The organism is Pseudomonas sp. SM4 (assembly GCF_051913165.1).
Classification (GTDB): domain Bacteria; phylum Pseudomonadota; class Gammaproteobacteria; order Pseudomonadales; family Pseudomonadaceae; genus Aquipseudomonas.
The window spans coordinates 1-18,718 of sequence record NZ_JBODOE010000020.1 but is presented as its reverse complement, the minus strand read 5'-3'; the positions used below and the strand labels follow the sequence as shown (position 1 = coordinate 18,718).

General features: G+C 59.0%; 14 protein-coding genes. 8 read left to right on the top strand and 6 right to left on the bottom strand.

Annotated elements, in window-relative coordinates; translation table 11 throughout:
• Nucleotides 1-33: 33 nt before the first annotated feature.
• From ACQ4MY_RS27225 to ACQ4MY_RS27210, 4 genes are all read left to right on the top strand, one after another.
• Complete coding sequence (locus ACQ4MY_RS27225) at nt 34-504, top strand: hypothetical protein (protein WP_008087401.1); 471 nt, start codon at nt 34-36, stop codon at nt 502-504.
• Between the two features lie 166 nt (nt 505-670).
• The gene (locus tag ACQ4MY_RS27220) at nt 671-925 is read left to right on the top strand and encodes a YkgJ family cysteine cluster protein (RefSeq protein ID WP_008087400.1); all 255 of its coding nucleotides are present in this window, start codon (nt 671-673) and stop codon (nt 923-925) included.
• A 41-nt stretch (nt 926-966) separates the two neighbouring features.
• Nucleotides 967-1,572, top strand: coding sequence for an START domain-containing protein (locus ACQ4MY_RS27215; protein ID WP_008087399.1), 606 nt, complete (start codon nt 967-969; stop codon nt 1,570-1,572).
• Between the two features lie 306 nt (nt 1,573-1,878).
• A complete protein-coding gene (locus ACQ4MY_RS27210) occupies nt 1,879-3,972 on the top strand; it encodes an LTA synthase family protein (protein WP_008087398.1) in 2,094 nt (697 codons plus the stop codon).
• A 70-nt stretch (nt 3,973-4,042) separates the two neighbouring features.
• Here ACQ4MY_RS27210 and ACQ4MY_RS27205 read toward each other — a convergent pair whose 3' ends face one another.
• Entirely contained in the window at nt 4,043-4,201 is a 159-nt protein-coding gene (locus ACQ4MY_RS27205) for a DUF3309 family protein (protein WP_169432680.1), read from the bottom strand.
• A gap of 324 nt (nt 4,202-4,525) precedes the next feature.
• Here ACQ4MY_RS27205 and ACQ4MY_RS27200 point away from each other — a divergent pair, with 324 nt between their 5' ends.
• The 3 genes from ACQ4MY_RS27200 (at nt 4,526) to csrA (ending at nt 6,061) form a co-directional block, all read left to right on the top strand.
• Nucleotides 4,526-5,341: an SDR family oxidoreductase gene (locus ACQ4MY_RS27200; RefSeq protein ID WP_158830343.1), complete on the top strand. Its 816-nt coding sequence runs from the start codon at nt 4,526-4,528 to the stop codon at nt 5,339-5,341.
• Nucleotides 5,342-5,404: 63 nt separating this feature from the next.
• Nucleotides 5,405-5,737 carry a YnfA family protein gene (locus ACQ4MY_RS27195; RefSeq protein ID WP_126365335.1) on the top strand — a complete coding sequence of 111 codons (333 nt, stop codon included), beginning with the start codon at nt 5,405-5,407 and terminating at the stop codon, nt 5,735-5,737.
• A 138-nt stretch (nt 5,738-5,875) separates the two neighbouring features.
• Nucleotides 5,876-6,061, top strand: a complete 186-nt coding sequence (csrA, locus tag ACQ4MY_RS27190; protein ID WP_008088573.1) for a carbon storage regulator CsrA — start codon at nt 5,876-5,878, stop codon at nt 6,059-6,061.
• A 3-nt stretch (nt 6,062-6,064) separates the two neighbouring features.
• On the opposite strand, the gene ACQ4MY_RS27185 is transcribed toward csrA, so the two are convergent.
• The 4 genes from ACQ4MY_RS27185 to ACQ4MY_RS27170 all read right to left on the bottom strand — a co-directional run bounded on the left by ACQ4MY_RS27185 (nt 6,065) and on the right by ACQ4MY_RS27170 (nt 11,376).
• Nucleotides 6,065-6,292, bottom strand: a complete 228-nt coding sequence (locus ACQ4MY_RS27185) for a YheU family protein (protein ID WP_003192759.1) — start codon at nt 6,290-6,292, stop codon at nt 6,065-6,067.
• Nucleotides 6,293-6,493: 201 nt separating this feature from the next.
• Complete coding sequence (locus ACQ4MY_RS27180; protein WP_008088578.1) at nt 6,494-7,684, bottom strand: osmoprotectant NAGGN system M42 family peptidase; 1,191 nt, start codon at nt 7,682-7,684, stop codon at nt 6,494-6,496.
• 167 nt (nt 7,685-7,851) lie between these two features.
• Nucleotides 7,852-9,600 (bottom strand): N-acetylglutaminylglutamine synthetase, encoded by a 1,749-nt coding sequence (ngg, locus tag ACQ4MY_RS27175; protein ID WP_440097061.1) that lies wholly within the window; start codon nt 9,598-9,600, stop codon nt 7,852-7,854.
• A gap of 3 nt (nt 9,601-9,603) precedes the next feature.
• Nucleotides 9,604-11,376, bottom strand: coding sequence for an N-acetylglutaminylglutamine amidotransferase (locus ACQ4MY_RS27170; RefSeq protein WP_008079753.1), 1,773 nt, complete (start codon nt 11,374-11,376; stop codon nt 9,604-9,606).
• Between the two features lie 358 nt (nt 11,377-11,734).
• Between ACQ4MY_RS27170 and ACQ4MY_RS27165 the strand changes: the two genes are divergently transcribed.
• Nucleotides 11,735-16,513: an NEL-type E3 ubiquitin ligase domain-containing protein gene (locus ACQ4MY_RS27165; protein ID WP_440097060.1), complete on the top strand. Its 4,779-nt coding sequence runs from the start codon at nt 11,735-11,737 to the stop codon at nt 16,511-16,513.
• A 3-nt stretch (nt 16,514-16,516) separates the two neighbouring features.
• Here the strand turns inward: ACQ4MY_RS27165 and mnmC are convergent, their stop codons facing one another.
• The gene (gene mnmC / locus ACQ4MY_RS27160) at nt 16,517-18,496 is read right to left on the bottom strand and encodes a bifunctional tRNA (5-methylaminomethyl-2-thiouridine)(34)-methyltransferase MnmD/FAD-dependent 5-carboxymethylaminomethyl-2-thiouridine(34) oxidoreductase MnmC (protein WP_440097058.1); all 1,980 of its coding nucleotides are present in this window, start codon (nt 18,494-18,496) and stop codon (nt 16,517-16,519) included.
• Nucleotides 18,497-18,718: the final 222 nt, after the last annotated feature.

The following is an 18,718-nucleotide window of genomic DNA, read 5'->3' as shown; positions in this document are numbered from 1 at the left end:
ATATGGCCCTCTGCCGTTAGCCACGTTGGGTCCATGAAAGCGATTGTTCCTGCCGCCTGGGTTGTGCTGTGTATGCTGATGATCGGTCATGCACCCGGTGTCATGGCGGCTGCGGTTCAGGAAAAACCGCCAGCAACGACCAGTGCCAAGAAGGCACCGGCGGCGAAAAAGGCAGTCCCGGCGAAGAAGCCGCAAGCCAAACCCGTGAAGAAACGCGCGCCGATTGCGTCCAAGTCGAAACCTGCCAGTGAAGTGGCGAAAACCAGATTGCCGGCGGCCAGACTTGACCTCAGCCTGCCCAAAGACATGGTTCAGGAACTGAAACCCAAGGGCACCGTCGACCTGCCGAAACGCGAGCCGATCCTGCCGCAGATGTTTGGCGAGAAAAACAGCGGCTTTCAGCTCAATGGCCGTTTGCTCAGCAACGAAATGCAGTTGCAGTTGCGCAATGAAGAGCGCCGCGAAGTGGAAGGCGCTGCGCTGGATTTCGAATTCAAGCAGTAAATTCGTCCCCGCTGTGACCCGCAGACCAGACGCTTTGTCGGAGACTGGTCAGTCATATTCAGTAATCGCTAAAAACCCCGGTTCAGGCAATTTAAAACAGCCGTTTTAGCGGTTACTCTGTTCCGCGTCCCTTTTACACATCGCCCGTCGCGAGGAATTGTTCGTCATGAAATGCCGTGAAGGCTGTGGCGCTTGCTGCATCGCCCCCTCCATCAGTTCGCCGATTCCCGGCATGCCTGATGGCAAACCTGCCGGCGAACGTTGCGTGCAACTCTCGGTCGAAAACCTGTGCAGCATTTTCGGCCGCCCGGAGCGTCCGGCAGTCTGTTCCGGCTTCTCTGCCGACATCGAAGTCTGCGGCAGCAGTTCGCAAGAAGCGATCAGACTGATCGGCTGGTGGGAGCAAATGACGGCGGCGTGATGTGTCAAACGAACGGAACTTCAACAATAAGGAATAAGACTATGGGTTCGCTGCATCGTATCGCTGTGTTGTGTGGTTTGACCGCTGTGCTGGCCACTTCGGTCGCTCAGGCAGAAGACTGGAAAGTCGCCAAGAACGAAGAAGGCATCAAGGTTTCACTGAGCGAAGTGCCGGGTTCGGACTACAAGTCCTATCAGGGCGTGGCGCTGATGAAGACCACCGTCGCCAAACTGCGCGCGTTGCAGGAAGACGTTTCCGGCGCCTGCGCCTGGATTCACGAGTGCAAGACCCAAAAACTGCTCAAGCACGAAGGCGACCAGAGCTGGACTTACACTCAGTTCAATACGCCTTGGCCGGTGACCCCGCGTGACTCGGTGCTGCACATCACCACCGTTGAAGGCGCCGATGGCAGCCTGACCCGTAACCTGGAAGGTGTGCCGAAGTACCTTCCGGAAGAAAAAGGTTTCGTCCGTGTGGCCCAGGTCAAAGGCTTCTGGAAATTCGTGCCCAAGGGTGATCAGGTCGAAGTGACCTATCAAGTGCACACCGAGCCAGGTGGCAGCGTGCCGGCGATGGTGGCCAACAAGTTCGTGGTTGACGCACCGTTCAACACACTTAAAGCCCTGAAAGAGCGCGCCGAGAAGTAATCATCGTGCTTTGCAGATAACGCCCCGATCGATTCGGGGCGTTTTTGTTTTGTATCTATATTGTGTTTCCAGATATGCGTTGCACGAAATTTTCACAAAGTGTTCCAGACAATTCCCCCGCGCTGTTACACGCTGTGCCTGCTCTAAATGAAAGTGTCTGGGGGCAGGGCAGTAATCAATGGCAATGGTGCGGGTGATCGTGCAACATTTGCGCTCCGCGCACGCCCCGGGGTCTGGAATGACCAATAGAGGGCATGGCGCCGCTGTATTTTTGCAACTTCAACTTTCAATGGGTCCTAAAACGACATGGCAAACCCGGACGCCCTGAATCAGCAGCGATCTTCCAGTCGCCTGCTGCAACCGACCGTCAAATCGCATCTGGCCTACACGCTGCTTTGCGCACTGGTCATGATGGTGATGTTTTCCGTGCTGCGCCTCGCGCTGCTGGTCTACAACCGCGAGATGATCCTCGATACCCCGGCTTCGACCTTCCTCGAAGCCTTCGCCAACGGTCTGCGTTTCGACCTGCGTCTGGTGGTCTACGTGTGCATTCCGCTGGTGCTGGCGCTGTTCAGTGCCCGCGCGATGGCCGCACGCGGATTCTTCCGTCTGTGGCTCACCGTCGCCTCGAGCATTGCGCTGTTTCTCGGCCTGATGGAGATGGACTTCTACCGTGAGTTCCACCAGCGCCTCAATGGCCTGGTGTTCCAGTACGTGAAAGAAGACCCGAAAACCGTGATGAGCATGCTCTGGTACGGTTTCCCGGTCGTGCGTTATCTGCTGGCGTGGGTCATCGGCACAGTGATTCTGACGCTGGCGTTCAAGGGCGCTGATCGTGCAACACGTCCGCGCGGGCCTTTCAGCGGCGGTAGCGTCGGCACGCGTCAGGTCGCGCCGTGGTATGCGCGCCTCGCCGTATTCGTGGTCTGCCTGCTGATCTGCGTGGTCGCTGCGCGGGGCACGCTGCGTCAAGGCCCGCCAATGCGTTGGGGTGACGTCTACACCACCGAATCGAACTTCGCCAACCAGCTCGGCCTCAACGGTACGCTGTCGCTGATCGCCGCTGCAAAAGATCGCATGGGCGAAGACCGCGACAACATCTGGAAAGCCACACTGCCGCAAGAAGAAGCGCAGAAAGTAGTGCGCCAGATGCTGGTCATGCCGGACGACAAACTGGTCGATGCCGACATCGCCGCCGTGCGCCGCGACTACACGCCGCCCGCCGACAAGACCCTGCCGATCAAGAACGTTGTCGTAATTCTGATGGAAAGCATGGCCGGTCACTCGGTCGGTGCTCTGGGCGCGCCAGGCAACATCACGCCGTACCTGGACAAACTGTCGAAGGAAGGCCTGCTGTTCGACCGTTTCTTCTCCAACGGCACACACACCCACCAGGGTATGTTCGCGACCATGGCCTGCTTCCCGAACCTGCCAGGTTTCGAATACCTGATGCAGACACCGGAAGGCAGCCACAAACTGTCTGGCCTGCCGCAATTGCTCAGCGCCCGTGACTACGACGACGTCTATGTCTACAACGGTGACTTCGCCTGGGACAACCAGTCGGGTTTCTTCAGCAACCAGGGCATGACCAACTTTGTCGGCCGTAATGATTTCGTCGATCCGGTGTTCTCCGATCCAACGTGGGGCGTGTCCGACCAGGACATGTTCGACCGTGGTCTGATCGAATTGAAGAAGCGCGAAAACGGCAAGCCGTTCTATGCGCTGCTGCAAACCCTGTCCAACCACACGCCATACGCCTTGCCGTCGCCATTGCCGGTCGAGCGCGTCACTGATCGTGGCAGCCTCAACGAACACTTGACCGCCATGCGCTACTCCGACTGGGCGTTGGGTCAGTTCTTCGAGAAGGCGCGTAAAGAGCCGTACTTCAAAGAAACCCTGTTCGTCATCGTCGGTGACCACGGTTTCGGCAACGAGCGCCAGATCACCGAAATGGATCTGGGCCGCTTCAACGTGCCGATGCTGATGATCGCCCCGGGCATCCAGGAGAAGTTCGGCACCCGTGATCACACCGTGGGCACGCAAATCGATATCGTGCCGACCATCATGGGTCGTGTGGGTGGCGAAGTGCGCCATCAGTGCTGGGGTCGTGACCTGCTTAACCTGCCGGAAGGCGACACCGGTTTCGGTGTGATCAAGCCGTCGGGCAGCGAGCAGACCACCGCTATCGTCACGGCGGACCAGATTCTGGTGCTGCCGAAAGACAAGGACATGTCGGCGAAGGTCTATCAGTACCAACTGGGCGCCAATCCGGGTGCCGAGGTCATTGCTGATGCACCGCGCGCTGCCGAGTTGAAACACAAACTCGAAGCGTTCCTGCAAACGGCGACCAAGAGCCTGATGGACAACACTGCCGGTGTGGTTAACGGCAAGCCGGACTAAGCGATTAAAGTAAGTCCGCGCAATAAAAAAGAGGCCCTGAAAAGGGCCTCTTTTTTTGCCGGCTAGAGGGTTATATCCGACCCAGTAGCAACAGCACCAACAGCACGACCAGCACCACACCGATGATACCCGACGGACCATAACCCCAACTTCTGGAGTGCGGGAAGACCGGCAGACCACCGATCAGCAACAGGATCAGGATAATGATAAGAATTGTGCCCATGTCGATTTCCTTGTTGAGAGAGTTCGAGAAGTCTTGGTGTTCAAGGGGCGACTGGAGACTAAGTAATTCCAGACGGCTTACAAAATCCGACTGGTGCAGATGAAAGAAAATTCAATGTTTTTTTAATGTATTTGGATTAGTCGCTTATTTCCTTTGACGCAAAAAGATCGCAGCCTCGTTTCACTCGACAGCTCCTACAGGAATCGGTGTAGGAGCTGCCGAAGGCTGCGATCTTTTGATCCTCCATTCAGCAACTTGATGGAGCGTGGGCGCACACACAACCTTCGCTACACTCCGCGCATCTTCCCCAGAACAACAAGGCTGTCTGCTATGCAAAATCGCATGATGATCACTGGCGCGGGCTCAGGCCTGGGTCGCGAAATCGCGCTGCGCTGGGCGCGTGAAGGCTGGCAACTGGCCTTGTCCGACGTCAGCGAACCCGGCCTGCAGGAAACCCTGAAAATGGTCCGCGAGGCGGGCGGCGACGGCTTCGTCCAGCGCTGCGATGTGCGCGATTACAGCCAGCTCACCGCCTTCGCCCAAGCTTGCGAAGAAAAGCTCGGCGGCGTCGACATCATCGTCAATAACGCCGGCGTGGCATCAGGCGGTTTCTTCAGCGAACTGTCGCTGGAAGACTGGGACTGGCAGATCGCGATCAACCTGATGGGCGTGGTCAAGGGCTGCAAGGCCTTCCTGCCGCTGCTGGAGCAAAGCAAAGGCAAGATCATCAACATCGCCTCCATGGCCGCATTGATGCAGGGCCCGGCGATGAGCAACTACAACGTGGCCAAGGCCGGCGTGGTGGCTCTTTCCGAGAGCCTGTTGATCGAACTGGCGCAACAGGAAGTCGGCGTGCATGTGGTCTGCCCATCGTTCTTCCAGACCAACTTGCTTGACTCGTTCCGTGGCCCGACGCCAGCGATGAAAGCGGCGGTCGGCAAGTTGCTGGAAAGTTCGCCGATTACTGCCGCCGATATCGCCGACTACATTTATCAGCAAGTTGCTGCTGGTGAATTCATGATCCTGCCCCACGAACAAGGGCGCATGGCCTGGGCGATCAAGCAGAAGAATCCGCAACTGCTCTACAACGAAATGACCTCGATGGCCGAGAAAATGCGCGCCAAGGCCAAGCAGAACAACGGCTGAGCTTGCCCGCTGCAGACTGCATCGTTAGGGTGGCCGCAATGATCACCCTGACGAGATACAGCAATGCTCAATTATCTGTGGTTCTTCCTCGCGGCGTTGTTTGAAATCGCCGGTTGTTTTGCCTTTTTCATGTGGCTGCGCCAGGGCAAAAGTGCGTTGTGGGTGATTCCGGCGTTGCTCAGCCTGACCCTGTTCGCGCTGTTGTTGACCCGTGTTGAAGCCAACTATGCCGGGCGCGCCTATGCCGCTTACGGCGGTATCTACATCGTCGCGTCGATTGGCTGGCTGATGGTGGTCGAGCGCGTTCGTCCCTTGGGTTCGGATTGGCTCGGCGTGGCGTTGTGTGTGATCGGTGCCAGCGTGATTCTGTTCGGGCCGCGCTTCTCCGCGGCCTGAATCGATGGTTTTGTGGGAAGCGTCTGACGGCTCCAAACCTGAGAGGGTGTAAGGCAAAACTGAATTGCCGGTCACGCATTGTCGCGCGCCGGCAAGCCGCGCATCTTCAGGGTTTGCTAATCCTGAAGGACGAACCCCATGCTTGTACTCAGCCGTGTTGTTGGTGAGTTGATTTCCATCGGTGACGATATTTCCCTGCGTGTGCTGTCAGTCAACGGCTCCAGCGTACGCTTTGGTGTCGATGCGCCGCAGAACGTCAATGTGCACCGCGCCGAAGTCTACGACCGAATCCAGCGCAAGCAGCGCGCGGAAAAGGCCCGCTGAGGGTCAGTCGAACAGGTGCTTGGGCACGTCGTGCTTGAGCATCAACTGGCACTGTTCGCTTTCCGGGTCGAAGACGATCAGCGCCTGACCTTTGGTCAACGCCTGACGTACGCGCAGCACGCGGGTTTCCAGCGGCGTGTCGTCGCCATTGTCGGTACCGTCACGGGTGACGAAATCTTCGATGAGGCGGGTGAGGGTGTCGACTTCAAGAGCGTCGTAGGGAATGAGCATGGGCACCTCGGCTGAATCAATGTCGGGATGCTACGGCGAATGCCGGTTGCCTGCCAGTTTTGTGTAGTCAGTACCGCCCTCATCGCTGGCAAGCCAGCTCCCACAGGGTTTGAAGGCGTTCACGAATATGCGATTCACCGCAAAAACTGTGGGAGCTGGCTTGCCAGCGATGGGGCCAGCCCTGCCATAACAAAAACCGGATCAGCTATCGGAACGCTGCCCCACCAGACTGTCCACCGACGGCACCCGTGTATCGCTTTCCATCTGCGTGTCATGTTCGATTTGATGACTGAAGCGATCCAGCGATGCATTCGCTGGCGCCGCATCACTCGCAAACACCGGCGGGCTCAGAATGTACGCGCCCAACAACCGGCTCAACGCCGCGAGACTGTCGATGTGCGTGCGCTCATAACCATGCGTCGCATCACAACCAAACGCGAGCAACGCGGTACGAATATCGTGCCCGGCGGTCACCGCCGAATGCGCATCGCTGAAGTAATAGCGGAACAGATCACGGCGCACCGGCAACTCGTTTTCACTGGCCAGCCGCAACAAGTGTCGCGACAGATGATAGTCATACGGCCCGCCGGAATCCTGCATCGCCACACTCACCGCGTGTTCGCTGGAGTGCTGTCCCGGCGCGACCGGCGCAATGTCGATGCCGACAAATTCGCTGACATCCCACGGCAATGCCGCCGCCGCGCCACTGCCGGTTTCTTCGGTGATGGTGAACAGCGGATGGCAATCGATCATCAACTCCTGGCCGCTGTCGACGATGGCTTTCAAGGACGCGAGCAGTGCCGCGACGCCAGCCTTGTCGTCGAGGTGTCGGGCGCTGATATGGCCGCTTTCGGTGAACTCCGGCAGTGGATCAAACGCCACCACATCGCCGACGCTGATGCCCAGCGAATCACAATCGGCCTTGGTCGCGCAGTAGGCGTCCAGACGCAATTCGACGTGATCCCAACTGATCGGCATCTCATCCACCGCGGTGTTGAACGCATGCCCGGACGCCATCAACGGCAACACACTGCCGCGAATCACACCGTTGTCGGTGAACAGGCTGACCCGGCTGCCCTCGGCAAAGCGACTCGACCAGCAACCGACCGGAGCGAGGGTCAAACGACCATTGTCTTTCACGGCGCGGACGGCGGCACCGATAGTGTCGAGGTGCGCGGAGACTGCGCGGTCAGGGCTGTTTTTCTTGCCCTTGAGCGTGGCGCGTATGGTTCCGCGCCGGGTCATTTCGAATGGGATGCCGAGTTCTTCGAGACGCTCGGCGACGTAGCGCACGATGGTGTCGGTGAACCCGGTAGGGCTGGGAATGGCGAGCATTTCCAGGAGAACTTTTTGCAGGTAGTTGAGATCCGGTTCGGGGATTTGCGGGGTCATGGAAACTCCTGATGGGTTGAGCACACCGATGGTTTCGATGAGAGATCGTTTTGTATTGCCTGATCGGGCCTCATCGCTGGCAAGCCAGCTCCCACAGGTGTTGTGTACACCGCGAAACCTGTGGGAGCTGGCTTGCCAGCGATGGCGTCAGCCCAGTCACTAGAGGATCAAGAAATGGCCGGCTGACTGTGCGGAAACAACAAATCGACAAACCGCTCCGCCGTCGGCTGCGGCTCATGGTTGGCCAGCCCGGCGCGTTCGTTGGCCTCGATAAACACGTACTCCGGCTGATCCGCCGCTGGCACCATCAAGTCGAGGCCAACCATGGGAATGTCCAGCGCCCGCGCCGCACGCACCGCCGCATCGACCAGCGTCGGATGCAGAATCGCCGTGACGTCTTCCAGCGTGCCGCCGGTGTGCAGATTCGCCGTACGCCGCACGAACAGATGCTCACCCGCCGGCAGAATGCTGCTGTAGTCATACCCGCCCGCATGCAAGGTGCGCTGGGTTTCGTGATCCAGCGGAATCTTGCTCTCGCCACTGGTGGCCGCTTGGCGACGCCGACTCTGCGCCTCGATCAACGCGCCAATCGAATGCTGACCATCGCCAACCACTTCCGCCGGTTTGCGAATCGCTGCCGCGACCACTTCAAAACCGATCACCAGAATCCGCAGATCAAGGCCTTCGTGGAAACTCTCCAACAGCACGCGGCTGTCGAACTGCTTGGCCGCTTCGATGGCCTGCTGCAGCTCTTCGATGGTCTGCAGATCCACCGCAACGCCCTGGCCCTGTTCACCGTCGAGCGGCTTGACCACCACCCGTTGATGCTCATCGAGAAAGGCCAGATTGTCGTCGGCATTGCCCGCCAATTGCTGAGACGGCAGATTCAGACCGGCCGCTTTCAGCACCTTGTGCGTCAGGCTTTTGTCCTGACACAGGCTCATGCTGATCGCGCTGGTCAGGTCGCTCAGCGATTCGCGGCAGCGCACGCGACGGCCGCCATGGCTGAGGGTGAACAACCCGGCATCGGCATCGTCGACCTGCACATCAATGCCGCGCCGATGCGCTTCTTCAACGATGATCCGCGCGTACGGATTGAACTGCGCCTCCGGGCCGGGGCCAAGAAACAGCGGCTGGTTGATACCGTTCTTGCGCTTGATCGCGAAGGTCGACAGGTTGCGGAAACCGAGCTTGGCGTAGAGGCTTTTTGCCTGACGGTTGTCGTGCAACACCGATAGATCCAGATAGCTCAAACCGCGACTCATGAAGTGCTCGATCAGGTGTCGCACCAGCACTTCGCCAACACCCGGCCGCGAGCATTGCGGATCAACCGCCAGGCACCACAGGCTGCTGCCGTTTTCCGGGTCGTTGAACGCCTTGTGATGGTTCAGGCCCATGACGCTGCCAATCACCGCGCCGCTGTCCTCATCCTCCGCCAGCCAATACACCGGGCCGCCCTGATGATGCGGGGTGAGCAGCGTGGCATCGATCGGCAACATGCCGCGGGCCGAATACAGCAGGTTGATCGCCTGCCAGTCCGCCTCGCTCTGCGCACGGCGGATACGGAAGCCGCGAAACACGCGAGTGGCTTGGCGGTAATCGCTGAACCACAGGCGCAGCGTGTCGGATGGGTCGAGAAACAGCTGCGTCGGTTCCAGGCCGAGAATCTGCTGCGGCGCGGCGACGTACAAGGCAATGTCGCGCTCGCCGGGTTGCTCATTGAGCAACTCGCGAGCCAGTGATGCCGGGTCGGGAAAGGTGTGGCCGATCAGCAACCGGCCCCAGCCGCAATGCACCGCAATGGGGTCGGCCGCCAGGGTGCTGCCATCTTCGGCCAGCCGTGCCTGCAAGCGTTCGTAGGACGGTGTCTGACCGCGAATCAGGCGTTGGTTGATGGCCGTGGCGTGGGGTTTCATCGATCAGATTCCTTGTTCACTGAGCCACAGGTTCAGGGCCGCCAGTTGCCACAGTTTCGAACCGCGCAATGGCGTCAGTTGGCCTTGCGGATCAGTCAGCAGTTTGTCGAGCATGGCCGGGTTGAACAGGCCGCGATCCTGACTCGGATCGAGCAGCAGTTCGCGCACCCAGTTCAGCGTGTCGCCTTGCAAATGCTTGAGGCCAGGCACCGGGAAGTAGCCTTTTTTACGGTCGATCACTTCACTTGGAATGACTCGGCGCGCGGCTTCTTTCAGCACCTGCTTGCCGCCATCGGGCAGCTTGAATTTGCCCGGCACGCGGGCCGACAGTTCAACCAGTCGATAGTCGAGAAACGGCGTTCGTGCTTCCAGGCCCCAGGCCATGGTCATGTTGTCGACGCGTTTGACCGGGTCATCGACCAGCATCACCGTACTGTCCAGGCGCAAAGCTTTGTCGACTGCCGCATCAGCGCCGGGCTGTGCGAAATGCTCTTTGACGAAGTCGCCAGCGGCATCATTCGCGGTCAGCCATTTCGGTTGTACGGTGGCCGCATAATCGTCGTAGCTGCGGTCGAAGAACGCGTTGCGATAGGCCGCATAAGGATCGGCCGCGCCATCGACTTGCGGGTACCAGTGATAACCGGCGAACAACTCGTCCGCGCCCTGGCCGCTCTGTACCACCTTGCAGTGCTTGGCCACTTCGCGCGACAGCAGATAGAACGCGATGCAGTCGTGGCTGACCATCGGTTCGCTCATCGCGCGGAACGCCGCGGGCAGTTGCTCGATGATCTCTTTCTCGTCGATGCGCAGTTGATGGTGCTGCGTGCCGTAGTGCTTGGCGATCAGATCCGAATACTGGAACTCGTCGCCGCGCTCGCCGCCGGCATCCTGGAACCCGATGGAAAAGGTCGACAGATTCTCAACGCCGACTTCACGCAACAGACCGACCAACATGCTCGAATCGACACCGCCGGACAGCAGCACGCCGACATCGACGGCGGCACGTTGACGAATCGCTACCGCTTCGCGAGTGCTGTCGAGCACGCGGTCGACCCAGTCTTCCAACGTCAGATTTTTCTCGTCGTCGTGTGGGCCGTAAGGCAGTGTCCACCAGGTTTTCTGCTCGGTGGTGCCGTCGGCTTCAACACGCATCCAGGTCGCTGGTGGCAGCTTTTCAACGCCAGCCAGCAGGGTGCGTGGCGCAGGGACCACGGCATGGAAATTCAGGTAGTGATTAAGCGCCACCGGATCGAGAATCGGGTTGATGTCGCCGCCCTTGAGCAGCGCCGGCAGGGCCGAGGCAAAACGCAAACGCTGGCCGGTGCGCGACAGGTACAGCGGCTTCACGCCGAGACGGTCACGGGCGATGAACAGGCGCTTGGCGTCGCGCTCCCAAATGGCAAACGCAAACATGCCGTTGAGTTTCGGCAGCAGCGCTTCGCCCCAGGCGTGATAGCCCTTGAGCAGTACTTCGGTGTCGCCACCGGAATAGAAGGCATAGCCCAGCGCTTCGAGCTCAGCGCGCAATTCCGGGAAGTTATAGATCGCGCCGTTGAAGGCCAGCGACAGGCCGAGTTGACTGTCGATCATCGGCTGCGCCGAGCCGTCCGACAGGTCCATGATTTTCAGGCGACGATGGCCCAAGGCAATCGGCCCTTGGGCATGGAAGCCCCACGCATCAGGGCCGCGAGGCGCCAGGTGATGGGTGATTCGCTCGATGGCTGCAAGGTCTGCAGGTTGTTGATCAAAACGTAACTCGCCAGCTAATCCGCACATAAAGTCCTTACCGGTTTTTCCGTTGGGGAGGGTGTTTCTTCAGCGGCCAAATGGCCGGTACTCAGAAACTGACCCGGTGCGGTGGTGGGAGTTTTAGAACGATGAGTTATAAGCGCGTGGATTCGACCCTGTGCAATGACGCGACTTGCCTCATCTCACTTAACAGCTGATTGAAATCGAATGGCGGTATATAGATATTTTATCGGTGCAAAAAACTGTTGAATCAGCTGGATTTCAGGCGTTATTTTAGGTTTTTTATTCTTCCTCGGTGTTGATATGGTCGACGTTCGAACCTCGCAATAAAGGACTATTGCAGATGCCGACCACAGAAATAAAAACGCAGTCTCCGGATTTGACTTTGAACACGTTGCTTGACGCCACTGGCGATCTCGACAGCGCCGAAGCCTTGCAAAAAAGCCTGCCTGCTTTTTTGCTGAAATGTTCAGCCATCCAACTCGCGGCGATTGATCGAACCACCCGGGAGTTGCATGCCGTTCAACTGACAGTCCAGAGGGAGCTGGACACGCTCAAGCCGTTGCACACCTTTTGTATCGATGAACTGAACCTCGCGCTGCGCCACAAATGGCCAGTGAATTTCGACGTAGAAAAAGATTTCCTGAGCTTGCCGGGTGCCGATTGCGGTTGCGAGCCCCTATCGACGGACGAAAACGGCGTACAAACCTTTCCGGCTGCCACGCAGACACTGTTACAAGCGGCAATGCAGAACTTCACCGCTGAGGAAGCCGCAGGTGATTTTCCTGTCGGCGGTCAGGTTGTCGTGCACAGCGCCACGGCTGGCGTCAGCGGTTTGACCGTGGCGGCCTTTGCCGGACTATGCCGAGAGCTGGACCTTGGCAAACGCTACCAGGCGCATTTTCAGCAGGTCTTCGGTCTTTTGGGGGCTGACGGCAAGGTCGTGGTACGCAACACCATGATTCGCGACATGGCGAAAATGAAAAAGCTGTTGTTGCAAATGGACACCCACCTTGCCGCGATCAGGCATCACATCTCACCTGCCGGTTTGCAGACCGTGCAACGGCTGATTGACGCCGAGGGTGTGGCGTCGGCAGCGACGCTGCACTACAACGACCAGACACTGATGATGCAAGGCCTGGAGATTTTCAACAGCTGCGTCTGGGGTGTCGTGGTGTTTTGCGCCCATTCGTTCGAAACGCATCCTCAGGAACCGTGCCTGGTGTATATGGCGGGAGACCCCGAGCGCGCGTTGTACGAGTACCCGAGTTTCAATGCGTTCAAACAGTACCTGACGCAAAAGTTGGAGGGTCGGCGCTACAAGGATTACTTCGCCAACAGCATTGATGAAGATGACAAGGCAGATTTTTTCAAGGCTGTTGCCGATTCCGCCGAGCTGGAATCCATCAGGTCATTGCCGATCACGGTGCCGCTGTTCGAGTTCATGGTGCAAAGTCACGTGGGCAAAATGCAGGTTGATGCACGCAAACTGGCGGTGCCGACCGCCGACATTGATGACGATGCACGCCGCAAACGTCTGCTGGACTTTCTCCAGCTCGGTGTCAGCGTTGCCTCCGTAGCAGGACTCTTTGTACCGGTTCTCGGCCAACTGATGATGGGTGTTGCGGTAGGGCAATTGCTTGGCGAGGTGTATGAAGGCGTCGAGGACTGGCAGCGGGGCGACCAGCAGGAAGCGCTGTCACACCTGCTCGGCGTCGTGGAAAACATCGCACTGATGGGCGTGTTCGCGGGGGGCCAGAAAGTCGTTGGCACGCTCGGACGCCATCTGGTGCGCTCCCACCCGACGTTCTTTGGCCAGTTCACCGCGATTTACAATCAGGCCGGCAAACCGCGCCTGTGGAAGCCAGATTTAAGCCCTTACGAGCATGACCTTCCACACGGATTCACGCTGGCCGACGGTGCCGAAGACCTTCATCAAATCGGCAGCAGGTTTTACGGTCGGGTCGGGCACCGAATCCTTGCGGGCACTACCGATTCGGCAGCGCGTAGCTGGCGTCTGCAACATCCCGGGCGCCCTGAAGCGTTCACCCCTGTGCTTGAACGTCACGTCGAAGGTGGCTGGCGCACTCCGGCCGAAGACACCGAACAGTGGCGTAGCGCGGCGTATACCCTCAAACGTATCGATCCACAGCTGTGTGATTTTACAGATGCCGAACTGGACATGATGCGCAGGATCAGCGGCGACCGCTACGAAGCGTTGCAGCGTGCCTTGCGCGACAATCTGCCACTGTCATCGCGGCTGCGCGACAGCGTGGAGCGACTGCGTACAGAGCGACGGTTACGCGTGCTCATCGGCGAGCTTGAGCGGGGCGAAACCCACTCAGGGCAACCTGTGCATGAACAATTGCGTGCGTTGCCAAGGATGCCCGGCTGGCCGACAGACCGCTACATTGCGGTCACCGATGCCGCCGGCGAAGTCACGGCAACCTACCCCCTCACCACGGTGCGCGATGATCGTCTGAGTGTGGTGATCACTGAAGACCAGTTGGCCGAAGGTCAATTGCTGCAAACGGTGATCGATGGTTTGTATCAGAAGGAAATCGATGCCTTGCTGGGGGGCAGCCCCGGTCGTCAGAACGAACGAGAGATTCTCGCTAAAAAACTCGGCTCACGGCTCAAGGCTGATCGTCCGGCGGTGTTCCAGCGAATGTATGAACGCTACGACCGGATCGAGGCTGACGATGTGCAGAAGCTGCGCAATACGTTTGTCGACCTGCCGGCGCGCCATGCGCAGCGTCTTATCGATCAGGCGCCGAGTGTCGAGCGTGTGCATCTGCTTTCCAGCGGTCGAGTGCCTGTCGGTCTGGCGCAGAAGGTCAGGGCCGCGACCCATCAGGTACGTGTTGATCGTGCGCTGATCGGGCTTCATTTGCCGGCAATGGCCAATCCGGACACTGAAAAGCTGGCCATACAGTTACTGCCTCATTTGAGCGGCTGGGATGCGCAGCTGCGGCTTGAGTTACGAGAAAAAACCCTGAACGGGCCTTTGCTGGAAGCGATTGGTGCTGAGCCGGCGACGCCCTTGAACACCCGCTATTTGGTTAAATCCAATGGCGGGTATGAGGTGTTTGACGGCGACAGCAAATCGCTGGGACGGGTTGAAGCGGGGGCTGACGATCTCTATCACGCCATTCTCAAGGCGCTGGCTCCTGCGCAACGTGCCGCCGCCGGATTCCCCGACCCGGTGCCTGTTGATGGGGCTCGGCTACGCAACAAACTGCTTGAAACTGCACTGGACGAGCGCGAGGTGACTGCGCGGATGTTGATCACCGGCAAGTCTGAGCCGGTTGTTTTCGAGCCGGCTTGTGTGCAGGCCGATCAGGTGATGACAACGACTCATCCGCGAGCATTGCTGCGCAAAGTCTTGAGGCTTTTCCCCAGCTACAGCGAAGCCCAGGCCAGCCAATTGATCGATCAACTGGGCAATGACCCGCTGACCCGGGCAACCGGTGTAAAGGCGTTGCGTGAGGATCTGCAAAGCCTGCGCGATGCACTGCAACTCTGGAGCGAGGACGAGCCTGCGATAAGGGCGCTCGGCGGGGATTGGCAAGAGGTGCGTCGTAGTCGCAAAGCCACCGCTGAACTGATCGAGGACAGTTTTCGGCGACTTTTATGGGTCAGAGACGTCAATGGTCAACCCGTTTGTACGTTGAATCTGGACGGCATGCGAGTCGGCAAACTGCCCACTCTGCCACCTGGTCTGAAGTTCGACCACATCAAGCGATTGTCGTTGAGGAACATGGAGCAAGGGGACGATATCGCGTATTTCCTCCGCTCGTTCAAGCAAGTTGAATCCCTGGAGCTTGATCGCAACAAGCTCACTCGGCTGCCGGAAATTCTCTCGTTCATGCCTGATCTTGGCCGGTTGAGCCTGGCGGGTAACCAGATCAAGCTGACCGAGCAGACGCTGCTGAAACTGAGCCAGTTGCGCACGCTTCACAGTTTGAACCTGAGCGGCAATCCGCTGGGGGCAACCCCGGATGTCAGCCATATGTTGAAATTGCGCTCTCTGGCACTGCGCGAGACCGGTGCTACGGAGTTGCCCAACGGTCTGGCACGTTTGCCGAATCTGGATTGGGTGGATTTGCGCAACAACGAAATTAAGGTATTGCCGGATTGGCTCTTCAAAACCCCGCGACGTTTCAGTGAGGCACTTAACCTGCGATTCAATCCATTGTCCGACGTCAGCAACACGCACCTGTCGAATTACCGGGAAAACATCGGCGTCGGCATGGGCTATCTGGATAACGATAATGCCCGTCTCGACGAAAACCAGGCGCGATCGCTCTGGTTCACTGACGGCGCGGGGGAGGACTGGAATCGTCGTAATCGAATCTGGACGGCATACAAAGATGATCCGAGGGCCGAAGGATTATTCCATCTGCTGGCGGAACTCAGTCATACCGCCGATTCCGAAAAAGCGACCCAAGACATGCATCGACGGGTCTGGGCGGTACTCGAAGCGGCGGAGCAGCGAGCGCCGTTGTACGAACAGATCCTCGATCTGGCGGCCAATCCGATCAACTGTACGGACAGTGCGGCGATAAACTTCAGTCATCTGGAAATCGCCGTTGAAGTCGACAGGGTGATCAACCCTGCTGAAGGTCGGGTAAATGGTGCCAAACCCCTGATCAAACTCGGCCGTGGTCTGTTCCGCCTGGATCAGTTGAACCAGATCGCTCAAGAACATGCTGACAAGAATCCGACCGCCGATCCTTTGGAGGTCAACCTCGCGTATCGCACCGGCCTCGCCGATGACCTGGATTTGCCGGGCCAGCCGCGGTTCATGCGTTATGCACTACTGGGCGGTGTGACCCCTGCCGATCTGGACATCGCGAAGAACAGGATCGTTGCGGCTGAAGCTTCAGCGCAGTGGGTGACGTTTCTGCAGCGCCAGCCATTCTGGTGTGATTACCTCAAACGCACGTTCAGCCGCCAGTTCACCAGTATTGACGAGATTTTTTCACCGCAACTGGATGCCGTGTTCGGGCAGGCGAGCACACTCAGTTCCGCGGATTATCTCAGTCAGATGGATGCGATCAAGTTCCAGCGCGAACTGGCTGAGGAAGCTGTGCTGACACGCCTGACCGACGATGCGATACGTCTGGTTAATCTGGGGATCTGCGCCATGCCCCAAGGGTAAGAGCTACTTGCCGCGAATCAGACGGCGCAACGCAAAGCGATTGGGGTGGCACGCCTCGGCGACACTTCGCGGCAGCGGCAACGGTTCGTTGTCGAGCCAGGCGGCGAGCAATTCACCCGACAGCGGTGCGGTGATCAGACCGCGAGAACCGTGGCCGCTGTTGACGTAGAGCCCGTCAAGCCACGGGCAGGCCACGTCCGGAACCTGGCGGGCATCTTTGGCTAACGTGGCGTATGCCTGATCGAACGCTTCGCGGTCGGCGAGGGGGCCGACGATCGGCAAATAGTCAGGGCTGGTGCAGCGGAAGGCAGCGCGGCCCTGAAGGTTTTCGACAGGCTGTGCGCTGATGTGCAGACGCGACACGAGGTCGCTGGAGATTTCTTCGAGCATCGCCAGATTGCCTTGGTGTTCGGCGATGGTCGGGGTCAGGTCATCGCTGTTGAAATCGAAGCTCGCACCGAGGGTATGTTCGCCCAAACGTGCCGGGGCGACGTAGCCTTCGGCGCAGACCACGGTGGTCAGCGCTCGGCTTACTGCGGTCTCGGCAAGTCGAGTAATTTGTCCGCGAATGCGCTTGAGCGGCAGCTCGGCACTTTGCGCAAAACGTTTGATGTCGGCGGCGCCGGCCAGCACCACGACCGGTGCGCTGGCCAGTAAGCGGTCACCGTCGAAGGCTTGCCACTGATCGTCGACTTTGCGCAGTTCCAGTACGTCACGATGGCTGAGCAGTTCGATGTTCGGCTGCGCGGCTTGCGCCTGACACAGCGCCGGTGGATGCACCCAGCCGCCCTCGGGATAGTACAAACCGCCGCGGGCCAAAGCGATGCCGGCGCGATGTTGCGCTTCGGGCTGGTCGAGCCATTGCAGTAAGTCTTCGGGGAAGGCTGCGGCCAATTGCGCATGACGCTCAGCTTCCTTGGCATTGAACGCCAGTTGCAGCACGCCGCAATCGTCCCAATCGGTGCCGCGTTGCAGGGTTTCCAGCAAGCGACGGGTGTAGCCGAAACCGCTGACGATCAATTGCGATAACGCGGTGCCGTGGGCGGAGAGCTTCAGATACAGCACGCCCTGCGGATTGCCCGAGGCTTCTTGCGCCACGCCATCGTGGCGCTCCAGCAAGCTCACTTGCCAACCGCGCGCGGCGAGGCTGGAAGCGGTGGCGCAACCGGCCAGTCCGGCACCGATTACCAGCGCACGACGTTCGCCTGCCACTGGGGCAGGGCGGGCGAACCACGGTTTTTCCGGGGCGGGTGGCGCAACGTCTGACGGCCAACCGAGGAACTCGCCACGCAGAATTTCCCACTTATGGCCAATGCCCGGCGTGCGCTTCATTTTGAAGCCGGCGGCGTTGAGCAAACGGCGCACCCAACCGGTACTGGTGAAGGTGCTGATGGTCGACCCCGGTGCCGCGAGTCGTGCCAGTTCGACGAACAGTTCCGCCGTCCACATGTCGGGGTTTTTCGCCGGGGCGAAACCGTCGAGAAACCAAGCGTCGATCTGTGCATCGAGTTGCGGCAGTTGCTCGAGTGCATCGCCGATCAGCAGGGTCAGGGTGACGCGACCGTTGGCCAAGGTGATGCGCTGAAAACCCTGATGGATCGCCACGTAATGGCGCAGCAACTGGTCGGCCAGCGGCTTGAGTTCTGGCCACAGGGCCAGCGCCCGTTGCAGATCGGCCGGACTCAGCGGGTATTTTTCGACGCTGACAAAATGCAGTCGCGCACCGGCCACGGCGTGTTGCTCGAACAATTGCCAGGCACAGAGAAAATTCAGCCCGGTGCCAAAACCGGTTTCGCCGATGACCAGTCGCCCACCGGCCCCCAGCGCAGCAAAACGCTCGGCCAAGCGGTTTTGTTCGAGGAACACATAACGGGTTTCATCCAGACCGGATTTGTCGGAAAAATACACGTCATCAAACACTCGCGAACGCGGGCGTCCCTGGTCATCCCAATCGAGTTGGGCGTGGGGCAATACGGGTTTCATGGCAGGCTCGGCAACGACAAGGCGGCCATTCTAGCTGATCGGGAGAGGGGTGCTTGATCCATGGCAATGTCTGATCCAGGGGGCCATGGAAAATGTCAAAAGATCGCAGCCTTCGGCAGCTCCTACAGGGTGGATTGCATTCCAGTGTAATTGTATGGACTCGCCCAAGCCGAGGCGTCTGTGCGCCACGGTGGCATTCTTATAGAAGCCAACGACAGCGAG